This window comes from uncultured Plantibacter sp. (assembly GCF_963518075.1).
GTDB lineage: Bacteria > Actinomycetota > Actinomycetes > Actinomycetales > Microbacteriaceae > Plantibacter > Plantibacter flavus_A.
In genome coordinates, this window is sequence record NZ_CAUQHZ010000005.1 from 65,690 (window position 1) to 83,586 (window position 17,897).

At 70.8% G+C, this 17,897-nt stretch carries 15 protein-coding genes; 2 read left to right on the forward strand and 13 right to left on the reverse strand.

Features of this window, described 5'->3' with window-relative positions; all coding sequences use genetic code 11:
- Positions 1 to 6: 6 nt before the first annotated feature.
- From RWN05_RS08175 to RWN05_RS08195, 5 genes are all read right to left on the reverse strand, one after another.
- Positions 7 to 711: a glycosyltransferase family 2 protein gene (locus tag RWN05_RS08175; protein ID WP_314139220.1), complete on the reverse strand. Its 705-nt coding sequence runs from the start codon at positions 709 to 711 to the stop codon at positions 7 to 9.
- A 23-nt stretch (positions 712 to 734) separates the two neighbouring features.
- Positions 735 to 2,201, reverse strand: a complete 1,467-nt coding sequence (locus tag RWN05_RS08180; protein ID WP_079003185.1) for a bifunctional PIG-L family deacetylase/class I SAM-dependent methyltransferase — start codon at positions 2,199 to 2,201, stop codon at positions 735 to 737.
- Positions 2,201 to 3,223: an acyl-CoA dehydrogenase gene (locus tag RWN05_RS08185; RefSeq protein ID WP_314139221.1), complete on the reverse strand. Its 1,023-nt coding sequence runs from the start codon at positions 3,221 to 3,223 to the stop codon at positions 2,201 to 2,203. Before RWN05_RS08185 ends, RWN05_RS08180 begins: the two co-directional genes overlap by 1 nt.
- Before the next feature lie 328 nt (positions 3,224 to 3,551).
- Entirely contained in the window at positions 3,552 to 4,562 is a 1,011-nt protein-coding gene (locus tag RWN05_RS08190; protein ID WP_314139222.1) for a 1-aminocyclopropane-1-carboxylate deaminase, read from the reverse strand.
- A gap of 66 nt (positions 4,563 to 4,628) precedes the next feature.
- The gene (locus RWN05_RS08195) at positions 4,629 to 5,297 is read right to left on the reverse strand and encodes a GntR family transcriptional regulator (RefSeq protein ID WP_175117409.1); all 669 of its coding nucleotides are present in this window, start codon (positions 5,295 to 5,297) and stop codon (positions 4,629 to 4,631) included.
- Between the two features lie 203 nt (positions 5,298 to 5,500).
- On the opposite strand from RWN05_RS08195, the gene RWN05_RS08200 reads away from it, so the two are divergent.
- Positions 5,501 to 6,010 (forward strand): hypothetical protein, encoded by a 510-nt coding sequence (locus RWN05_RS08200; RefSeq protein WP_314139224.1) that lies wholly within the window; start codon positions 5,501 to 5,503, stop codon positions 6,008 to 6,010.
- A gap of 102 nt (positions 6,011 to 6,112) precedes the next feature.
- On the opposite strand, the gene RWN05_RS08205 is transcribed toward RWN05_RS08200, so the two are convergent.
- Positions 6,113 to 6,715, reverse strand: a complete 603-nt coding sequence (locus tag RWN05_RS08205) for a GNAT family N-acetyltransferase (protein WP_314139225.1) — start codon at positions 6,713 to 6,715, stop codon at positions 6,113 to 6,115.
- A gap of 347 nt (positions 6,716 to 7,062) precedes the next feature.
- Between RWN05_RS08205 and RWN05_RS08210 the strand changes: the two genes are divergently transcribed.
- Positions 7,063 to 7,938 (forward strand): aminoglycoside phosphotransferase family protein, encoded by an 876-nt coding sequence (locus RWN05_RS08210; RefSeq protein WP_314139226.1) that lies wholly within the window; start codon positions 7,063 to 7,065, stop codon positions 7,936 to 7,938.
- Between the two features lie 192 nt (positions 7,939 to 8,130).
- Here RWN05_RS08210 and RWN05_RS08215 read toward each other — a convergent pair whose 3' ends face one another.
- The 7 genes from RWN05_RS08215 to RWN05_RS08245 all read right to left on the reverse strand — a co-directional run bounded on the left by RWN05_RS08215 (position 8,131) and on the right by RWN05_RS08245 (position 17,864).
- Complete coding sequence (locus RWN05_RS08215) at positions 8,131 to 10,095, reverse strand: helicase HerA-like domain-containing protein (RefSeq protein WP_314139227.1); 1,965 nt, start codon at positions 10,093 to 10,095, stop codon at positions 8,131 to 8,133.
- Positions 10,096 to 10,161: 66 nt separating this feature from the next.
- The gene (locus RWN05_RS08220; RefSeq protein ID WP_314139228.1) at positions 10,162 to 11,673 is read right to left on the reverse strand and encodes a cryptochrome/photolyase family protein; all 1,512 of its coding nucleotides are present in this window, start codon (positions 11,671 to 11,673) and stop codon (positions 10,162 to 10,164) included.
- Positions 11,674 to 11,775: 102 nt separating this feature from the next.
- Entirely contained in the window at positions 11,776 to 12,963 is a 1,188-nt protein-coding gene (locus RWN05_RS08225; RefSeq protein WP_314139229.1) for a Gfo/Idh/MocA family oxidoreductase, read from the reverse strand.
- Positions 12,963 to 13,805 carry a sugar phosphate isomerase/epimerase gene (locus tag RWN05_RS08230; RefSeq protein ID WP_079004010.1) on the reverse strand — a complete coding sequence of 281 codons (843 nt, stop codon included), beginning with the start codon at positions 13,803 to 13,805 and terminating at the stop codon, positions 12,963 to 12,965. Before RWN05_RS08230 ends, RWN05_RS08225 begins: the two co-directional genes overlap by 1 nt.
- Before the next feature lie 88 nt (positions 13,806 to 13,893).
- Positions 13,894 to 15,255 carry an MFS transporter gene (locus tag RWN05_RS08235; protein ID WP_079003194.1) on the reverse strand — a complete coding sequence of 454 codons (1,362 nt, stop codon included), beginning with the start codon at positions 15,253 to 15,255 and terminating at the stop codon, positions 13,894 to 13,896.
- A 304-nt stretch (positions 15,256 to 15,559) separates the two neighbouring features.
- Positions 15,560 to 16,153 (reverse strand): TetR/AcrR family transcriptional regulator, encoded by a 594-nt coding sequence (locus RWN05_RS08240; RefSeq protein ID WP_071258881.1) that lies wholly within the window; start codon positions 16,151 to 16,153, stop codon positions 15,560 to 15,562.
- Between the two features lie 202 nt (positions 16,154 to 16,355).
- The gene (locus RWN05_RS08245) at positions 16,356 to 17,864 is read right to left on the reverse strand and encodes an alpha-N-arabinofuranosidase (protein WP_079003195.1); all 1,509 of its coding nucleotides are present in this window, start codon (positions 17,862 to 17,864) and stop codon (positions 16,356 to 16,358) included.
- Between the last annotated feature and the right edge of the window lie 33 nt (positions 17,865 to 17,897).

Here is a 17,897-nt window from a genome sequence, read left to right on the forward strand (position 1 = left end):
GGATCGTCAGGATCGCGGGTAGGTCTCGGCGAGGAACGCGGCGTAGCCACCCGGGGTCCGGCCACGTCGCCGACCCGAAGTCTCGACGGGTGCATCCGGCGTCGGCACGACCCTCAGACCCGCCGCGCGGGCGCGCTCGACCAGATCGACGTCCTCGTGCTCGGCCAGCTCACGGAAGCCGCCGAGTTCGTCGAGCCGATCGGCACGGACACCCAGGTTGGCCCCATGCACGTTGCCCGGCAGATGTCCGGGCGGGTGGGTCTCCATCCAGCGCTCGATGTCGCGCTCGGAGAAGTCCGTGAAGTCGGGACGGACGGTCCCGAGGAGGACGTCGACACCGTCGTCGAAGGCACGGGCGTGCACGGAGAACCAGTCCTCCGGAACGCGCGAGTCGGCGTCGGTGTTGGCGATCCAACGTTTTGAGACGCCTGCAGCATCCGACCCGGCATCACCCGATCGCCCAGCGGCCGCGACACCGGCCCGCCGGGCCGCCCCGACACTGCGCTCGTCGATGACGACGGTGACCGCCTCCTCGGGATCGAAGCCTGCCAACCGCTCCCGGACGATCCGCGCCGTGTCGTCGCGACAGTCGTCGAGCACCACGACGATCCCCACCTGCAGCTCGGGACGAGGACGCAGCACGGCGGCACGCGCGACGAGCAGCGCATCGAGGCACGCCCCGATCAGCTCCTCCTCGTCGTGTGCGGGCACGACGGCATCGATCCGTCGCAGCATCAGCCCGTCAGACCGTCCACCGTAGCGACGCTCGCCTCATCGGCGGGCACGAGGACGTCGAGCAGGAAGTCGTCCTCGACGTGCTGGACCGACCGACGGCCGGGCCAGCTTTCGAGCAACCGGCGATGGACGAACTCGGCCGAGGTCGTGGCGTGGTCGTCGGGGTGCCGCCAGTGACACGCGACGATACTCCCGCCGGGCGTGAGTGAGCCGAGGAGGTGGTCGATGACCCGGTCGAGGTCGGTCGCGGACAGGTAGTAGCCGACCTCAGACATCACCACGAGGTCGAAGACACCACTCGGCCAGTCGTCCGGGAGCGTCCCCCGTTCGAACCGGGCAGCGGGCACCCGTCGACGGGCGATCTCGAGGGGCGCCTCGGCGATGTCGACACCGAGCACGTCGTCGCTGCGGTCCGCGAGCCGCTCCGTCAGGACACCCGTCGCGCAGCCGAGTTCGAGCACCGAGCCGTAGCGCTGGCGCGGCAGGGCGGCGAGGAGGACCCGACGTTTGCGCTCCTCATACCAGGACCCGAAGTCCCAGCCGTCGGGGTGGTCGCGGTAGTGGTCCTCGAACGACTCCTTCGAGCGCGAGGTGGTGTCGGCAGTCACGACGGTGTCCGTCGCGGTGGCGTTGTCGGTGGCGACGTCGGTGTCGGAGTCCGCTGCCGCACCCGCATCCGGGTCGGAACCCGGCGCGAGATCCAGCGCACGCCCGTTCGGGAACAGCACCTCGAACCGCCGTGCGTAGTGCTGCAGGTGGTGGTGGTCGACGATCGCCTCGTCGCCCGGCGCATCCGAGAGCGGCTCCGTCTGCGAGGGGTAGGCGTCCATCGCGGCGATCTTCGCCCCGTGCGCCGCGGCGTCAAGCGGGACGATCCGCGCCTCGGCCCACGGCAGGGTCGCGTCGTCGGTGTCGGCCCAGTGCCAGAGCCAGATGGGGAACTCCACGAGCGCGAGGTCGAGCTCGGTCGCGAGGGCCGTGGTGAGTTCGCCCGCGATCCGGTGGTCGCGGTGCCCGTCGCCGCGCCAGGGGGCGACGATGAGCGGTCGTGATCCGGCAGTGGCGACGGCTGCCCGCAGTCGCTGCGCGATGCGCGCGCGTTCGGCGTCGAGGCCGCCGTCCGGGATGTGCAGGACGTCGAACCCGACCGTCGGGTGGAGACGACCGACCGCGTCGACGAACTCCGCCTCCCGGCGCGGGGCGAGTTCCTCGGGGGTGGTGGTCGGCGAGTCGGGGTGCGATCCCTCGCCGAGGGTCACGAGGAGGACCTCGACCGGGATCCCGGCGGCCGCGGCGGCCGCGATCAGCCCGCCGGCTCCGAGCGACTCGTCGTCGGGGTGCGGCGACAGCGCGACGACGCCCGTGGCATGTCGCCAGCCGTCCCAGACGGGCAGGTCGAGCTCGTGCAAGCGGGTCGCCCAGGCGGCTGCCGACGTGCCGGGGTCGCGGTGGTCGAAGGCGGGCATCAGTCGGCCTCCACCAGCATGCGGCCGTAGCGCGCGAGGTCGCGGTCGCCGTGGTCCTGCTGGACGTAGAGCTCGAGGTCGGACATCCGAGCGAGGTAGGCGGGTTCGGAGGTGAGCGGGCCGGGGCCGAGCGCTCCGAGCACCCCGGCGCGGATGGCGTCGACCCGACCGCGGACCGTCGACCGCACGCGCTGGGCGAGGCGCGGGCCGGCCGTGTCGTCGGCGTGGCCGTGTTCGATGGCCTGGGCCGCGTCGGCGATCGCCTGCTCGGCGATCGAGAGGTCGATGGCCGCGGCGCCGAGCGTGCGCAGGAGGAGGTCGGAGTCGGGTCGCGTGCGTGCCGCGGCGAGCAGGCGGTCGACGAGCGTGATCGCGCCGCCCCACCAGCAGGCGGCGACGCCGATCCCGCCCCAGGAGAAGCCGGGGCGTCGCAGGTACCACCCGTCGTCGCCGACCGGGGAGGCGGGGACCCCGTCGAAGCCGACCGGGCCACTCGGGACGAGCGGCAGTCCACGGGCGAGCCAGGCGCTGTCGTCGGTCGTGACCCCTGGATCGGTGAGTGCGACGGCGAACAGCCGCCGCTCGCCCGGCGCGGTGTGGGCGGTGACGAGGGCGTCGCTCAGGTGGGAGGCGAGGGAGCACCACGGCTTGGTGCCGGTCAGCTGCCAGGCGTCGTCGACCAGGGTCGCGTCGAGACGCAGCCCTGGTGCTTCGGCCGCGAAGACGCCCCAGGTGGAGACGGTCGGCGGTTCGAGGTCGGCCTGATGCAGGATGGCCAGTGCGTCGAGGTGCGGTTCGACGACGCGTGCGAGCGTGACGTCGGCCGCCGCGATCGCGCCGAGTCCCGCGAAGACCCGCCCGGCGGTGTGCTGTTCGAGCGGGCCGACGAGTCGCACGGCTGTGGAGGTGAACGCCAGGCGCGACTCGATGCTCGCCAACGATCCCGTCGCCGCGTCGTGCAGAGCGTCGAGGTCGAGGGAGGTGCCGCTGGAAGGCCAGGCGGTCGACTGCAGACGGATCATGCGATCCGCGTCTGGTGTCGGGGTTCCATCGGTGCGCGCATGCGACCTCCTCGCGTCGTGGAGGTCCAAGTCTCGCACCGCCACGCGCCGCCGCCCGACCCTGGACCGTGACCATCGACCCTGGTAGTGCGTCAGCGCGGTGCGCTGACGCGAGCGCGGGTCATGGACGTGAGCGCGGGTCTCCAGAGGGGCGCGCTCGTTCGCCTGACCCGCGCTCACGCCGATTCCCTCGGGTTCGCATCAGCGCACCGCGCTGACACCGGTTACCGGCACCTCGGCTCAGCGCACCGCGCCGGCACCTCGCTCGGGCGATGTGCCGGGCACCGGCTCAGTCGCGGAAGAGGGCGCTGTAGGCGTTGATCGCCGGCTGCCCACCGAGGTGCGCGTAGAGGACGTTGCTGGACGCCGGGATGTCACCACTCGTCACGAGGTCGATGAGGCCCGCCATCGACTTCCCCTCGTAGACCGGGTCGATGATGACGCCCTCGAGCCGACCGGTCAGGCGGATCGCCTCCATCGTCGACTCGACCGGGATCCCGTAGAGGTCGCCGGCCCATCCTTCCAACACCGTGATCTCGTCATCGCGGAGCTCGCGTTCGAGGCCGATGAGCTCCGCCGTGTTGCGGGCGATACGTGCGACCTGGTCGCGGGTCTCCTGGATCTTCGCCGACGCGTCGATACCGATCACCCGGCGCGGTCGGTCCTGCCCGGCGAACCCGGCGATCATACCGGCGTGCGTGGACCCGGTGACGCTGCAGACGACGATCGTGTCGAAGAACACCCCGAGTTCACGCTCCTGCTGTTCGACCTCGGCGGCCCAGTTCGCGAAGCCGAGACCACCGAGCCGGTGGTCCGACGCCCCGGCCGGGATCGCGTACGGGGTGCCGCCGCGTTCGCGCACGTCGTCGAGGGCGCGCTCCCAGCTCGACTTGAAGCCGATGCCGAAGCCCGCGGGATCGAGACGGACCTCGGCACCCATGATCCGCGACAGCATGATGTTGCCGACCCGGTCGTTCACGGAGTCTGGCCAGTCCACCCAGTTCTCCTGCACGAGCACCGCCTGCATTCCGAGCTTCGCCGCGACCGCCGCGACCTGACGCGTGTGGTTGGACTGGTAGCCGCCGATCGACACGAGCGTGTCGGCACCCCGCGCGATCGCATCGGGGATGAGGTACTCCAGCTTGCGGGTCTTGTTGCCGCCGTAGGCGAGACCGCTGTTGACGTCCTCGCGCTTGGCCCAGATGGTCGCGCCGCCGAGGTGGGCGGTGAGGCGGTTGAGTTCGTGGACGGGACTCGGTCCGAAGGTGAGGGGGTAGCGGGCGAAGTCGCTGAGGGACATGTGGTGGCTCCTGGGTCTCGGTGGTGCGGCGGGATGTCGGGGAACGGGTCGGGTGGTGGGCGCTGCTCAGTCCTCGTCGAGGTGGGCGAGGACGAGGTCGGCGAGGGTCGTCCAGTTGCCTCGGACAAGGGCGGCCGCCGCGTCGACGTCCCCCTCCGCACAGCGCTCGATGACGGCGTCGTGCTGCGCGATCGACCCGCGTGCCGCGACCGAGGAGAACCGCAGCCGTTCGATCCGCCGCAGCAGCGGGGTGACCGCCTCGAGCGCATCACGGATGAACGGATTCCCGGCGACGTCCACAGCCACGGCGTGGAAGGCGTCGTCGGCCGCGAGCGCGGCCTCGGCATCGTCACGCTGGAGGGCGGCTGCGAAGTCACGGTTCGCCGCGCGCATGCGGTCGAGGTCGGCCGAACTCAGGTGCGGTACCGCCTCACGGACGGCGAGTTCGTGCATGGCGGCGGCGACCGCCTGCGCCTGCAGCGTCGCCCGGCTGTCCAGTGGGGCGACGACGGTCGACCGTCCGGGTTTCGCGATGACGAGCCCGCTCCGGGCGAGACGCAGGACGGCCTCGCGGATGGGCGTGCGGCTCACACCGAGCCAGCGTTCCAGTTCGGTGTCGACGAGCTTCTCGCCCGGAGTGAAGGTCCCGTCGACGATCGCATTGCGCAGCGACTGGTAGACGTCGTCGCGGAGGAGCGCTCGGCGATGCGGGTTGGCTTGAGCGGGAGCGGGCATGCAATATATTGCACATCGCAGGCGTGAGAAGTCAAGTGTGCCGGGGCAACAAAGCGGACCGGGTCGAAGAGTGGGGCATTCGTCCTACTTGTCCCCCAGATGGCGGATTGTCCGCCCACTGAAAGCAGGCCACGATGGTCGACGGGGGTGAGTGCGTGGTGCGACGGGGTGATGAACCGGTGACGGTCAGACCGCATCCTCGCGTGCTCTGGAGTGCCGTCCTGAGCGCCGCCATCGTCGTCCTCCCCGTCTGGGGCGTCTCGCTCTGGCTCGTCGGCCCGGCCCCGAGTGTCGAACGCACGTGGGTCATCACGCTCGGCATCATCGGCATGGTCGTCCTGCTCGGCGTCGCCGTCCTCTCCCGTCGCCAACGCATCGTCGTGCGGCACGACGGGTTCGTCGAGCAGCCCATCGTCGGGCGGCAGCGGTTCGTTCCACGGGAAGCGATCGGCCGCAGTCTGCTCTTCGAATTCCGTGGTCGGGGGCTGCACGCGAGCTCGCAGTTCTTCGTCTGCGACGCCGAGAACCGACCGCTCCTCCGCATGCGCAGCAACCGATGGAGCACGGACAGCATCGCGGCCGTCGTCGCCGCCTACGACGGCCCGGTGGAGCGACCTCGCCAGCCGGTCTCGCTCGACGATCTCCGCGAGGACCACCCCGACCTCCTCACCCCGCTCGAGCGCCTGCGCTGGGCGCGCGCCGAACTGCTCTAGCCGAACTGCTGTCGCTGAGTCGGCCTGGCCCGGCTACCGCGACGGAGCGCGAGGGCGTCGTCGCACCACCCGGCATCCGGCTCGGGCGGGATGCAGCTCGAGTCAGAGTGTCTTCGCGTACCAGTGGGCGCCGGGGTCGCCGTCGACCCGGGTGAAGCCCGTCCGCTGGTAGAACTGCTGCGCCCCGGTGTTGGAGACGCCGACGCCGAGGTGCACGCCCGGGACGCCGCGCTCCGCGAGGAGCTCGCAGAACGCGTCGATGAGCCGTCTGCCGACACCCATCCCCTGCGTCTCCGGCAGCAGGTCGATGTGCAGGTGGGCCGGATACTGCGCGAGGAGCTCCGGGGCCAGGCCGCCGCGATCGGTCGCGGATCGGACGATGCCGCGTTCCCCCTCCGAGGCGGCACCGGAGGCCGCGGCCGCCGCGTACTTCCCCTCGACGGTCGGCCACCAGCGCTCGATGAACCAGCGGTCGAAGGCGGTCGTGTCCGCGGTGCCCAGGATGTACCCGATCGGACCCGAGCCGGCGTCGACGAGCAGCGCCAACTCGGGCTCGTGCTCGACGTAGGGCAAGGCATAGATGTCGGGCAGGAGGTCGTCCGTGCTGAACTGCCCGGTCGCGTCCGCCCCTGAGTCGCCCGTTCGGGTGCAGATCGCCGCCACGGCGGCGCGGTCGGACGGTCGGTACGCGCGGATCTCGGTCACCGCGCCAGCCTAACCGGCGTTCCCCGGTGCTGGAGCCCCATCCTCGCCGTTCCTGAGCCCCACCTTCCCGGTCCCTGAGGCCCACCCTCCCCGACCCCTTTCCCGGTCCCTGAGGCCCACCCTCCCCGACCCCTGAGGCGCACCCTCCCCGACCCCTGAGGCACACCCTCCCCGGTCCCTGAGCCTGTCGAAGGGCGACGTTCCTTCGTGTGCCCTTCGACAAGCTCAGGGACCGATCGAGGCGGCGATCGACGCGGCGATCGAGGCGCGACCCAGCGACCACCCCAGGGACCGCCCGAGGCGCGACCCAGGCACCGGGTCCGATCGGGTTGCCTAGGCTGAGTCCCGTGACATGGCGACCAGGAGGCATCGAAGCGGCCGTCGAGCAGTGGCGGCTCGTGCCCGACGGCGAGCTCATCGTGACACCGTCGAGCCGGTTGCTCCCCGTGACACATCACGGACGACCGGCGATGCTCAAGGTACCTCTCGTCGAGGAGGAGGCGCTCGGCGGGCGGCTGCTCGCGGCGTGGGGCGGCGGCGGGTGTGCAGCGGTGTTCGCGGGCGATGACCACGCGATCGTCCTGGAACGCGCGACGGGCGGCCGAGATCTCGCCTCGCTGACCCGCGCAGGCGACGACCTCGGAGCCGTCGCGATCCTGTGCTCCGTGCTCGACACTTTGCACGCGGTGATCCCCACCCCGGCGCAGATCGATGCCGGTGGCGTCATCGCCGAGCTCCCGACGCTCCGCCGGTGGTTCCGCGAGCTGCTCGCCAACGATGCATCCGCCGTGGGCGCCCTCCTCGGCGATCCGGCGAGCGCGGCGTTCCTCGAGCGTGGGCGGGAGCTCGCCGGTCGACTGCTCGACACCACGACGCCTGCCGACGTCGTCGTGCTCCACGGCGACCTCCACCACATGAACGTGCTCGAGTTCGCACCCGGCGACTGGCGGGCGATCGACCCCAAGGGCATCGTGGGCCACCGCGCCTTCGACGCCACCGCGCTGTTCAGCAACCCCGATCCAGCGACGGCGCGGAACCCACGGCTGTTCGCCGAGCGGGTGGACGTCATGCGTCGATCGCTCGGCCTGCCGCGAACCGTCCTGCTCGAGTGGGTGGCCGCGCGCTCCGCACTGTCCGCCGTGTGGTCGCTGCAGGACGGGCTGCTCGACGACGCCCGCGCCACCATCGAGATCGGTCGCCTCGCCGAGGACGGCCTCCGGTAGGTTCGCGCCCTTCGACAAGCTCAGGGACCGGGACACCGCTCCGGTCCGAGCGATCGCTCACGGGGCCGGAGAACCGCTCGGGGACCGGGACACCGCTCGCAGGACCACGACACCGCCTGCAGGAGCAGGACACCGCTTGCAGGACCGAGACACCGCTCCGAAGCCCGGACACCGCTTGAGGACCGCAGCAGCTCAGCGGCGGCGACGCGTCCCGAAGATGCCCTCGACGACCCCGGTGAGGATCGACCGCGTCGCCTTCGACCCGAGGATCTCCTCGAGCGGACTCTTCGACGACGTCGACGACGACCTCGTCGACGTCCGACGGGTCGTGCCGGCGGTCTTCCGGAGCAACCGTTCGTACTCGGCGTCGGCCTTCTTCTGGGCCGCAGCCTGGGCCTTGTCGGCGGCGGCCTGCTGCTTCGCGAGTTCCGCCGCGATGCGCTGCCGCTCGAGTTCGGCCTCGGCGGCGAGCGCGGCCTGGTTGGCCTCCTCGAGCTTCGCGGTCAGGATCTCCCTCGCCGACTCACGGTCGACGGGCGTCCCGTACCGCGCGAGCAGCGGTGACGCCGCGATCGCCGCGTCGATCGCTGTGTCGGCACTGGGCGACATGAGTCCCTGCGGCGCCCGCAGTCTCGTCCACGCGACCGGCGACGGCGCCCCCTTCTCGTTCATCACGGTGACGACCGCCTCACCCGTACCGAGCGAGGTGAGGACCTCTCCGAGCTCGTAGCCGGAGGTCGGGTAGGTCGACACGGTCGCCTTGAGCGCCTTCGCGTCGTCCGGGGTGAAGGCGCGGAGGGCGTGCTGCACGCGCGACCCGAGCTGCGCGAGCACCTCGCCCGGGACGTCCTTCGGCGTCTGGGTGACGAAGAAGATGCCGACACCCTTGGACCGGATGAGCCGGACCGTCTGCGTGATCTGCGCGAGGAAGTCCTTCGACGCGTCGCGGAACAGCAGGTGCGCCTCGTCGAAGAAGAACACGAGCTTCGGCTTCTCGGGGTCGCCCACCTCGGGGAGGGTGTTGAAGAGGTCGGCGAGCAACCACATGAGGAACGTCGAGTAGAGGGCCGGCTGGTTCTGGACGCCCGGCACCTCGAGCAGACTGACGATGCCCTTGCCGGTCGGGTCGAGGCGGATGAAGTCGGCGGTGTCGATCTCGGGTTCGCCGAAGAAGACGTCGGCGCCCTGGTCGGCGAAGGTGATGAGCTCCCGCAGGATCACCCCGACGGTGGCGCCCGACAGCCCGCCGAGCTCCTGCAGTTCGCCCTTGCCGTCGTCGCTCGCGAGGTAGGTGAGGACCGCGCGCAGGTCACTCAGGTCGAGGAGCGGCAGACCCGCTTGATCGGCGTAGTGGAAGACGAGACCGAGGCTGGACTCCTGCGTGGCGTTGAGACCGAGGACCTTGCTCAACAGCAGCGGGCCGAATGCGGCGATGGTGGCGCGGATCGGGACGCCCTTGCCGACGCCGCCGAGCGCGAAGTACTCCGTCGGCGTGGCGGCCGGCGTCCAGTCCTGGCCGATGCCGCGGGTGCGGTCGAGGAGCTTCTCGTTCGACTCCCCCGGGGTCGCGATGCCCGAGAGGTCACCTTTGATGTCAGCGGCGAACACGGGGACGCCGGCGGCCGAGAGCTGCTCGACGAGGCCCTGGAGCGTGCGGGTCTTCCCGGTTCCGGTGGCGCCGGCGACGAGCCCGTGCCGGTTCATGACGCTGAGCGGGATGCGGACCTGCACCGCGGGCACCGGTTCCCCGTTGACCAGTGCTCCCATCTCGAGCGCCGGGCCGTGCACGACGTAGCCGTCGCGGATCTTCAGCACGTCGTCGAGGCTGAGCGGTCCCGGGCCGATGGTGTCGGCGCTGAGGTCATCGGTGCCGGGCGCGGTGCTGCTGGCGTCGCCATCGACCGCGTCGTCGGTCGGAACGTCCGCCCGGACATCGGCTGGGGCCTCGGCGGCCGCCGCGTCACTCGCGGAACCGGAGCCCGCCGCCACCGTGGCCCCGCCCGACGCGGCGAGCGCCGCTGCCGCCTCGGCCGCCTTCACTTTGGCTGCGGCGAGTGCCGCCTGCGCCTGGGCGGCTTCGAGCTCGGCCTGGGCTTGGGCGGCGGCAGCCTGGAGTGCGGCGATCTGCGGGTCTGATGCTGCATCACTGGGCGTCATGTGCCGAGCCTAGCGACGCGTCCCCCACCGGTCGAGGGGTCGCGCGGGGCTGGACGACTGCTCCGATCACCACTGTTCGCGGGTGCGCTCCTGGTCGACGACGGCGCGGAGGTCGGACAGTCGGCGCATCCCGGCCAGCGGTTGCGCCATACGGGTGTTGTGCCGGATGCGCGGTTCCACGCGGTCGAGGAAGGCCCAGTATCCGGCGGTGAAGGGGCAGGCGTCCTCGCCCAGCCGCACCTTGGGATCGAAGACGCACCCACCGCAGTAGTCGGACATCTTGTCGATGTACGCACCGCCTGAGGCGTAGGGCTTCGTCGCGACGATGCCGCCGTCCGCGTGCTGCGACATGCCGATGACGTTCGCGGGCATCACCCAGGGGGTGCCGTCGACGAACATGTCGATGAACCAGTCGTTGAGTGCGACCGGGTCGTACCCGTGCTGCATGGCCCAGTTGCCGAGCACCATGAGCCGCTGGATGTGATGCGCCCAACCGTGGCGACGCATCCCGTCGATCGTCTCGCGGAGGCAGTTGGACTGAATGGCGGCGGCGTCGAGTTCGCGGAACTGACGTGGGAGCGGCTCGTGTGCTCCGAGGGCGTTGTGACTCGTCCGGTACGGCTCGCCGAGGTGCCAGTAGAGATGCCAGACGTAGTCGCGCCAGCCGATGATCTGGCGGGTGAAGCCCTCGACGCTCGACAGCGGCGCGCGACCGGCGTGGTACTCGGCGACCACGGTCTCGACGGCGTCGCGCGGGTCGAGCAGGCCGAGGTTGAGCGGCGCGCTCAGCAGGGAGTGCGCCATCGTCCAGTCGCCGCCGAGCATGGCGTCCTCGAACGGGCCGAAGTCGCCGAGCCTGGTCTCGATGAAGTCCGCCAGCGCCGCCTCCGCCTCGGCCGCCGTGGCCGCGAAGCGCCGGGGCCCGTCGTCGCCGACCAGCTGCACCAGTCCGTCGCGCTGCCACCGGTCGAGGTCCTCCCGGACCTGCGCGTCGATGTCGTCCTCGTCAGGCCAGAGCGGCTCGGGCAGACCGAGCCGGGCGGCTCCCTTCGGCGGCGGGTTGCGGTTGTCGTGGTCGTAGTTCCAGCGGCCGCCCTCCGGCTGGTCGCCGCGCATGAGGATCCCGGTCCGCTCCCGCACCGTGCGGTAGAAGTCCTCCAGGAGGAGCCGCTTGCCGTCCCGCGTCGACGCCCAGGCCGCGAAGTCCGGCTCCGAGGTCACGAAGCCGCGGCTCGGGAGCACCCGGAGGCCGCGCTCACGGACGAAGCGCCGAGCCGTCCACGAGGTCGGGTCGATCACCTCGAGGTCGGCGCCGAACTCGACGACCTCCTCGTAGCGGTCGACCTGGTGGAACTCCGCCCGGTCGCCGAGTTCCGCCGCACGATGTCGGATGGCCGAGAGGAAGAGGTGCGCCTTCGCCCGGTGCATCGGTCGCTTCGTGAAGGTGGACCTCGATTCGATGAGCAGGATCGGTCCGCCGTCGTCGAACGCCGGACCGAGCTGGCCGGTGAGGATCCATCGCCGACGAGGAGTCGCGTCAGCGTCGTGCTCGGTGCTTCGCCGACCGGTGGTGTCCATCGCCTCAGCGTACGTGGGGCGACGGACACCACCGGGGGCTTGCTCAGCCTGGTCCGATACTGCTCGGTTCTGTTCGGCTCGTGACCTATCGGCTCACAGCGCTCAGAGTGTGGCGGCGAACGGGTCCCAGTCCTCGGCGACGAGCGGAACCGGCGCGACCCGGCTCGCCACGTCGACGGTCTGGCCGGACACCACGGACTCGTCGATCGAGACGAGCGTGTCGAGCACGTGGTAGCCGAGGGCGCCCGAGGCGAGCGGCGTGCCGCCGGAACGGATCGCCCGGGCGAGGTCGAGGACCCCGGTCCCGCGGCCGGCGAGGACACCCTCGGTCGGCACGACCTCCCACTCCGGGTCCTGCTGCATCCGCTCGATGGGCGCCGCACGGGTGATCCGCACCTCGCCCGTGAACATGTTCGGGTCGGGGATCACGAGCGTCCCCTCGGTGCCGGTGATCTCGACGACGCCCATCTTCGCGAGCGGCGACTCGAAGCTGAAGACGCTCTGGCTCACGCCGCCTTCCACGAAGCGGGCGATGGCGCTCACGTGCGTCGGCACCTCGACGGCGAACTCGGTGCCGACGCGGTCGCCCTGCTGGATCGTCCGCGTCGCACGCCCGCGGGAGCCGGCCGCCGACACCGAGGCGACCGAACCGAACACCTGCACGAGCGTCGTCAGGTAGTACGGCCCCATGTCGAAGAGCGGCCCGCCACCCTTCGCGAACAGGAACTCCGGGTTCGGGTGGAAGATGTCCGGCCCGGCGTACTGCATGACGGTCTGGGCGGTGAGCGGCCGACCGATGTCGCCGCGGGCGATGGCGCGACGCGCGGACTGGACGCCCGGGCCGAGCACCGTGTCCGGCGCGATGCCGACGAGGAGTCCTGCGGCGTCGGCCTGCTCGAGGAGCGCGAGCCCGCTCGCACGGTCGACGCTGATCGGCTTCTCCGTCCACACGTGCTTCCCGGCGGCGAGCACCTGCGACGCGACCTGTGCGTGGACGGCGGGGATCGTGAGGTTCACGACGAGCTCGACGTCCGGGTGCGCGAGGACGTCGTCGGCGGTCCCCCACTCGCCGACGCCCCACTTCTCGGCCTGGGCCTTCGCGCGGTCGACGTCGAGGTCGCCGAGGATCACGACGCGGACGTCGGGGAACGAGGTGAGGTGCTCGAGGTAGGTGTCGCTGATCATGCCGGTGCCGATGAACCCGACACCGACCGGGCCGCTGCCCTGCGGTGCGCGCGCCGTCGCGCCCTGCGCTGCCGCGGCCGCCGTGCCGTGCGCTGCCGCGGCCATCAGCGGACCACCGCTTCGGTCGAGACGAGCTGCTCGGCGACGAGCGCGTCGACGCTCGCCTGGATGCCGTCGAAGATGTCGCCGGCACCGTAGTGGTCGAACTCGATGATCGCGAAGCGTGCCGAGGGGGCCGCTGCGATGGACTCGCGCAGCGGGACCTCGCCCTGCCCGAACGGTCGCTGGTCGAGACTCGTCGGCACGAAGGGTGCGGCGCCCGGTGCGAACGGGTCGGCGGGCAGCAGGCCGTCCTTGACGTGGAGCGCCTGCACGCGGTCGCCGAGGCGGCCGAGCAGCGCGGGGACGTCCTGACCGGCGGTCGCCGCCCAGAACAGGTCGACCTCGAGCGCGACGTCGTCACGCAGCTGATCGGCGAAGACCTCGAACGCGCTGCGTCCGCCGAACGATGCGACGAACTCCTGGGAATGGTTGTGGTAGCCGACGCGGAGGCCGTGGTCGGCGGCGCGCTCCGCTGCGGCGTTCAGGCGGGACGCCGTGTCGGCGACGGCGGCTTCGTCGAGCCAGCGGTCGGGGCTCACGAAGGAGTCGATGACGATCTCGAGGCCGAGTGTGGTCGCGGCGGCGAAGACGTCCTCCTGTGAGGCGACCGGCATGACCTGGTCGCCGAAGCGGATCTCGTCGGAGAGGAGGGTCGCGTGCCCGGTGCGGGCGGCGAGACCGTGGCGGTCGAAGGCCTCACGGAGTTCGGGCGCACGGGAGACGAAGTCGAACGCCTCGACCTCGCGCAGGCCCATGCCGGCGAGCCGGGCGAGGGCGTCGTCGAGGCCCTGGTCGAGGTGCTCCTTGATGCTGTAGAGCTGCACGGAGAGCGCTGGTGCGGTCATGGTGTTGTCGTCCGTTCTGACGCCGTCGTTGGCATCGCTGGTGGTGGAGTGGAGCTGGTGATCGGGGTGCGGGAGGCTGTGACCTGGTTCACCCACGGGTCGCGATCGATCCGGTGATGGTCCCGTCGGCGTTCCGGGTCATGCGGTGTCGGACCGGCAGGATCGTCAGCGCGCCGAGCACGGCGATGACACCGGCGCCCCAGAACAGGGCCGTGTAGTTGTTGCCGACCGCGCCGAGTCCGAGGAGGAACGCGCCCACCGCGCCGGCGAGCGACTGCGGCAGGGCGTTCGCGATGTTGAGGACGCCGAGGTCCTTCGCTGCGTCGTCGGGGTTCGGCAGGACGTCCACGACGAGGGCGGTGTCGACCGCGACGTACACGCCGTACGCCGCTCCCATGATCGCCTCGACGACGTAGAACATGGGCACCGTCGTGGTGTGGGCGAGCAGGATGAGTCCGACCGCGAACACCGCCGTCGACCCGATGACGAACACCTTGCGGTTGAGCATCCGGTCCGACAGCCAGCCGCCGAACTTCGCGGTGATGACGAGCGCGATCGTGTAGATCAGCACACCCATGGTCAGGGTGTCGACCGCGCCCTGCTGCGACAGCCCGACCTCCTCCTGCAGGAAGAACAGGCGGAACGCGACGAAAAGGAACGAGGCGAGCGTCAGGAGGAACCGCGAGAGCCAGACCCAGCCGAAGTCGGGGTGCTTGAGCGGGTTCACCCAGAAGGTGAAGAGCAGGCCCTTCCACCCGCCGACGTCCGGACGGGTGGTGATCGCGCGGTCGGGCAGGACGAAGCAGTACAGCCACACGGTGATGAGCGCGAAGACGGCCGGAGCGACGAAGAGCAGCAGCATGTCGGTGACGAACCAGCTGGCCACGAACGCCGCCGCGAGGATGCCGACGTTCTGCATGACTCCGACGTTCGCGGAGACGCTCCCCCGCTGCTCCGGCGGGACCTGGTCGGCGATCGTCGCGAGGAGCGGGCCGAGGATGGCGTTGCCGGTCAGCTGGGCGAGGCACCACCCGGCGATGAGGACCGGGACGTTCGGTGCGAGGGCGACGATGGTGAGCGAGGCGACGAAGCCGATGGCGCCGAGGAACATCCACGGGCGACGGCGACCGAAGCGAGAGAGCGTGAGGTCGGAGAGTCGGCCGATCACCGGGTTCGCGACGAGGGCGAACAGGGCGGCGATGGAGAGGACGTTGCCGTTGACGACCGCCGCCTGATCCCCCGGGACGAGCTGCTGCGTCTTGAGGGCGAGGCTGACGGTGACCGGGGCGAGCAAGGCCACGAACAGACCGAATTGGGCGAGCGCCATGGTGGTGACGACCCGTTTCGACGCCCGTTCCGTCGGTCCCGACGGGCCGGTGACGAGGCTGACGTAGGGGCCGCTCGAGGCACGCTGACCGGTGGGCTTGGGGCGGCGGGGTGGGTTGGACATCCGAGTTCCTCTCAACGCTGAGCTGCGGACCGGCTCTGGCCCGCGGGTGGTGCTGTCCTGGCAGGATCAGGAAACCGATCACTGCACGGCTTTGAGTATAGGCGCGAAACCCGAGTGGTCAATAGGTTTTCAAAAATCCCGTCGGTGGGACTGCTGCCAGCGCGGTGCGCTGACGCGAGCGAGGCCCAGTCGCGTGAACGCGGGTCTCCGGAGGGTCGCGCTCACGCGGCCGGGGCGCGCCCACGCCGATTCAGCAGCACTCGCGTCACCGCACCGCGCCGGGCCCCTCAGACCCGCGCCCGGGTCAGCGCACCGCGCCGGCGTCACCGACGAGGAGCACCCAGGCGCGCTCGAGGTCACCGGCCATGTCGACGGAGGGGTCGAGCGTCCACTGCACCTGCAGACCGTCGGCGAGGGCGACCATGACACGCGCCACGTGATCAGGGTCGAGGCCCGCGGCGACCCGCCCGGAGGCCTGGCGATCCCGGACGACGTCGGCGATGCTCCGACGCACCGCTGTGACGTGATCGACGAAGAACCCGCGCACCGGGTGCTCCGCATCACCGGCGGCGGCCGCCATGGTCAGGTACAGCTCGACGAGACCCGGGACATCGCTGTTGTGGCGCATGACCGCGACCAGGCCCTCGATCGCGTCCTGCGACCCGGCCGCGGCGAACTCCTCGTAGTCGACGGCGTCGCGCTCCCGCAGGATCGCCGCGAACAGGTGCTCCTTGGATTCGAAGTAGTGCATGAGCCCCGGCAGGCTGACGCCGACCTCACGCGCGACCTCGCGGAGCGACGTGCCGCGGTACCCCTCGCGCGCGAACACCGCGAGCGCGACGCGCAGGATCTCCTCCCGACGCGCGACGCCCTTCGCGTAGGAGCCCCGTGCCGTCATGTGCCGATTGTAGGGCCGCGCGACGACGGCGGCGGGAGGGATTCCCCACCCGCCGTCGACGTCGACACGTCCACAACGCAGGACGGGTCCGGCGCGCCGCCCCGCGATCGCCTCGAGCGCGGCAGACCCGCCGTGATCGTCCTGCGTTGCGAACGTCGAAACCACTGACTCGCAGACCGGGGCCCGCAGCCCGCTTCCCGACTCAGGCGCCGAGCGCGACCGCCGTCCACGACACGGGCGGGAGCGTGATCGTCAGGGTGCCGTCGGCGAGCGACGCGCTCTCGTTCGCGACGAGGCCGACGCGCTCGCGGTCGTCGATCGTGTTCTTCGCGTAGACGTCCTCGTCGTGGATGCCGTTCGCCTCGACGATCGAACCGACGCCGAGCGCCGAGACGTCGACGGTCACCGTGATGGCCTCGTCCTGATGACGGTTCACGAGGAACACGGCCGCGGTCCCGGCCTCGGCGTCGTAGGTCGCGACCGAGTCGACGAGCGGTGCGTCGCCGTGGACCTTCGTGGCGTAACTGCCGACCTCGATGCGCGGCGAGAGCACGACACCCGATGCGAGCCGGCTGGTGACCGAGAACGGGAAGAACGTCGTCTGCCGCCAGGCGCCGCCGCCCGGCTCGGTCATGATCGGGGCGATGACGTTCACGAGCTGCGCGAGGCTCGCCGACCCGACGCGGTCGCTGTGCTTGAGGAGCGTCATCAGGAGGTTGCCAAACACGACCGCGTCGGCGACCGAGTAGACGTCCTCGATGAGTCGGGGCGCGTAGGCCCACTCCTCGATCGTGCCCTCGATCGCGTTCCACTCGTCGAGGTACCAGACGTTCCACTCGTCGAACGAGAGCTGGATCTGCTTGTCGGAGTGACGCTTGTGCTGCACGTGATCGGCGGCCGCGACGACCGTGCGGATGAAGTACTCCATGTTGAGGGACGACGCGAGGAACGACCCGAGGTCGCCGTCGCGCTCCTGGTAGTACGCGTGGCAGGAGATGTAGTCCACCGAGTCGAAGCTGTGCTCGAGGACGGTGCGCTCCCAGTCGCCGAAGGTCGGCATCGACGAGCTCGACGAACCGCAGACGACGAGTTCGAGCTTCGGGTCGACCATCTTCATCGCCGACGCGGTCCGCGCGGCCAGCTTGCCGTAGTCGTCGGCAGACATCGCGCCGACCTGCCACGGCCCGTCCATCTCGTTGCCGAGACACCACATGCTGATGCCGTAAGGCTCGGGTGCGCCGTTCGCGATCCGCTGGTCGGACAGCGCCGTTCCGCTCGGGTGGTTCGTGTACTCGAGGAGGTCGAGCGCTTCGAGCACCCCGCGCGTACCGAGGTTGACGGCCATCATCATCTCGCTGCCGGTGAGCTTGCACCACTTGGCGAACTCGTCGACGCCGACCTGGTTGGTCTCGAGCGAGTGCCAGGCCAGGTCGCGGCGCACGGGACGGTGCTCGCGCGGCCCGACGCCGTCCTCCCAGCGGTAGCCGGAGACGAAGTTGCCGCCGGGGTAGCGGATGGTGCTCGTGCCGAGTTCCGTGACAAGGTCCACCACATCGCCGCGGAAGCCGTCGGCGTCGGCGGTGGGGTGGTCGGGCTCGTAGATGCCGTCGTAGACGCAGCGGCCCAGGTGCTCCACGAACGAGCCGAAGATCCGGCGGTTGACGGGGGCGACCGTGACGTTCGGGTCGATGGCGATGCGTGCGGTGGTCATGCGTGATCCTCTCCGGGGACGTCGTCGTCCAGA

Bases quoted from the DNA above. Each gene is read 5' to 3' on its own strand.
- RWN05_RS08225 (WP_314139229.1), bottom strand. From the start codon at position 12,963: ATGGCCGCGGCAGCGCACGGCACGGCGGCCGCGGCAGCGCAGGGCGCG.
- RWN05_RS08190 (WP_314139222.1), bottom strand. From the start codon at position 4,562: ATGTCCCTCAGCGACTTCGCCCGCTACCCCCTCACCTTCGGACCGAGT.
- RWN05_RS08240 (WP_071258881.1), bottom strand. From the start codon at position 16,153: ATGACGGCACGGGGCTCCTACGCGAAGGGCGTCGCGCGTCGGGAGGAG.
- RWN05_RS08195 (WP_175117409.1), bottom strand. From the start codon at position 5,297: ATGCCCGCTCCCGCTCAAGCCAACCCGCATCGCCGAGCGCTCCTCCGC.
- RWN05_RS08180 (WP_079003185.1), bottom strand. From the start codon at position 2,201: ATGCCCGCCTTCGACCACCGCGACCCCGGCACGTCGGCAGCCGCCTGG.
- RWN05_RS08215 (WP_314139227.1), bottom strand. From the start codon at position 10,095: ATGACGCCCAGTGATGCAGCATCAGACCCGCAGATCGCCGCACTCCAG.
- RWN05_RS08235 (WP_079003194.1), bottom strand. From the start codon at position 15,255: ATGTCCAACCCACCCCGCCGCCCCAAGCCCACCGGTCAGCGTGCCTCG.
- RWN05_RS08185 (WP_314139221.1), bottom strand. From the start codon at position 3,223: ATGATCCGTCTGCAGTCGACCGCCTGGCCTTCCAGCGGCACCTCCCTC.
- RWN05_RS08220 (WP_314139228.1), bottom strand. From the start codon at position 11,673: ATGGACACCACCGGTCGGCGAAGCACCGAGCACGACGCTGACGCGACT.
- RWN05_RS08230 (WP_079004010.1), bottom strand. From the start codon at position 13,805: ATGACCGCACCAGCGCTCTCCGTGCAGCTCTACAGCATCAAGGAGCAC.
- RWN05_RS08245 (WP_079003195.1), bottom strand. From the start codon at position 17,864: ATGACCACCGCACGCATCGCCATCGACCCGAACGTCACGGTCGCCCCC.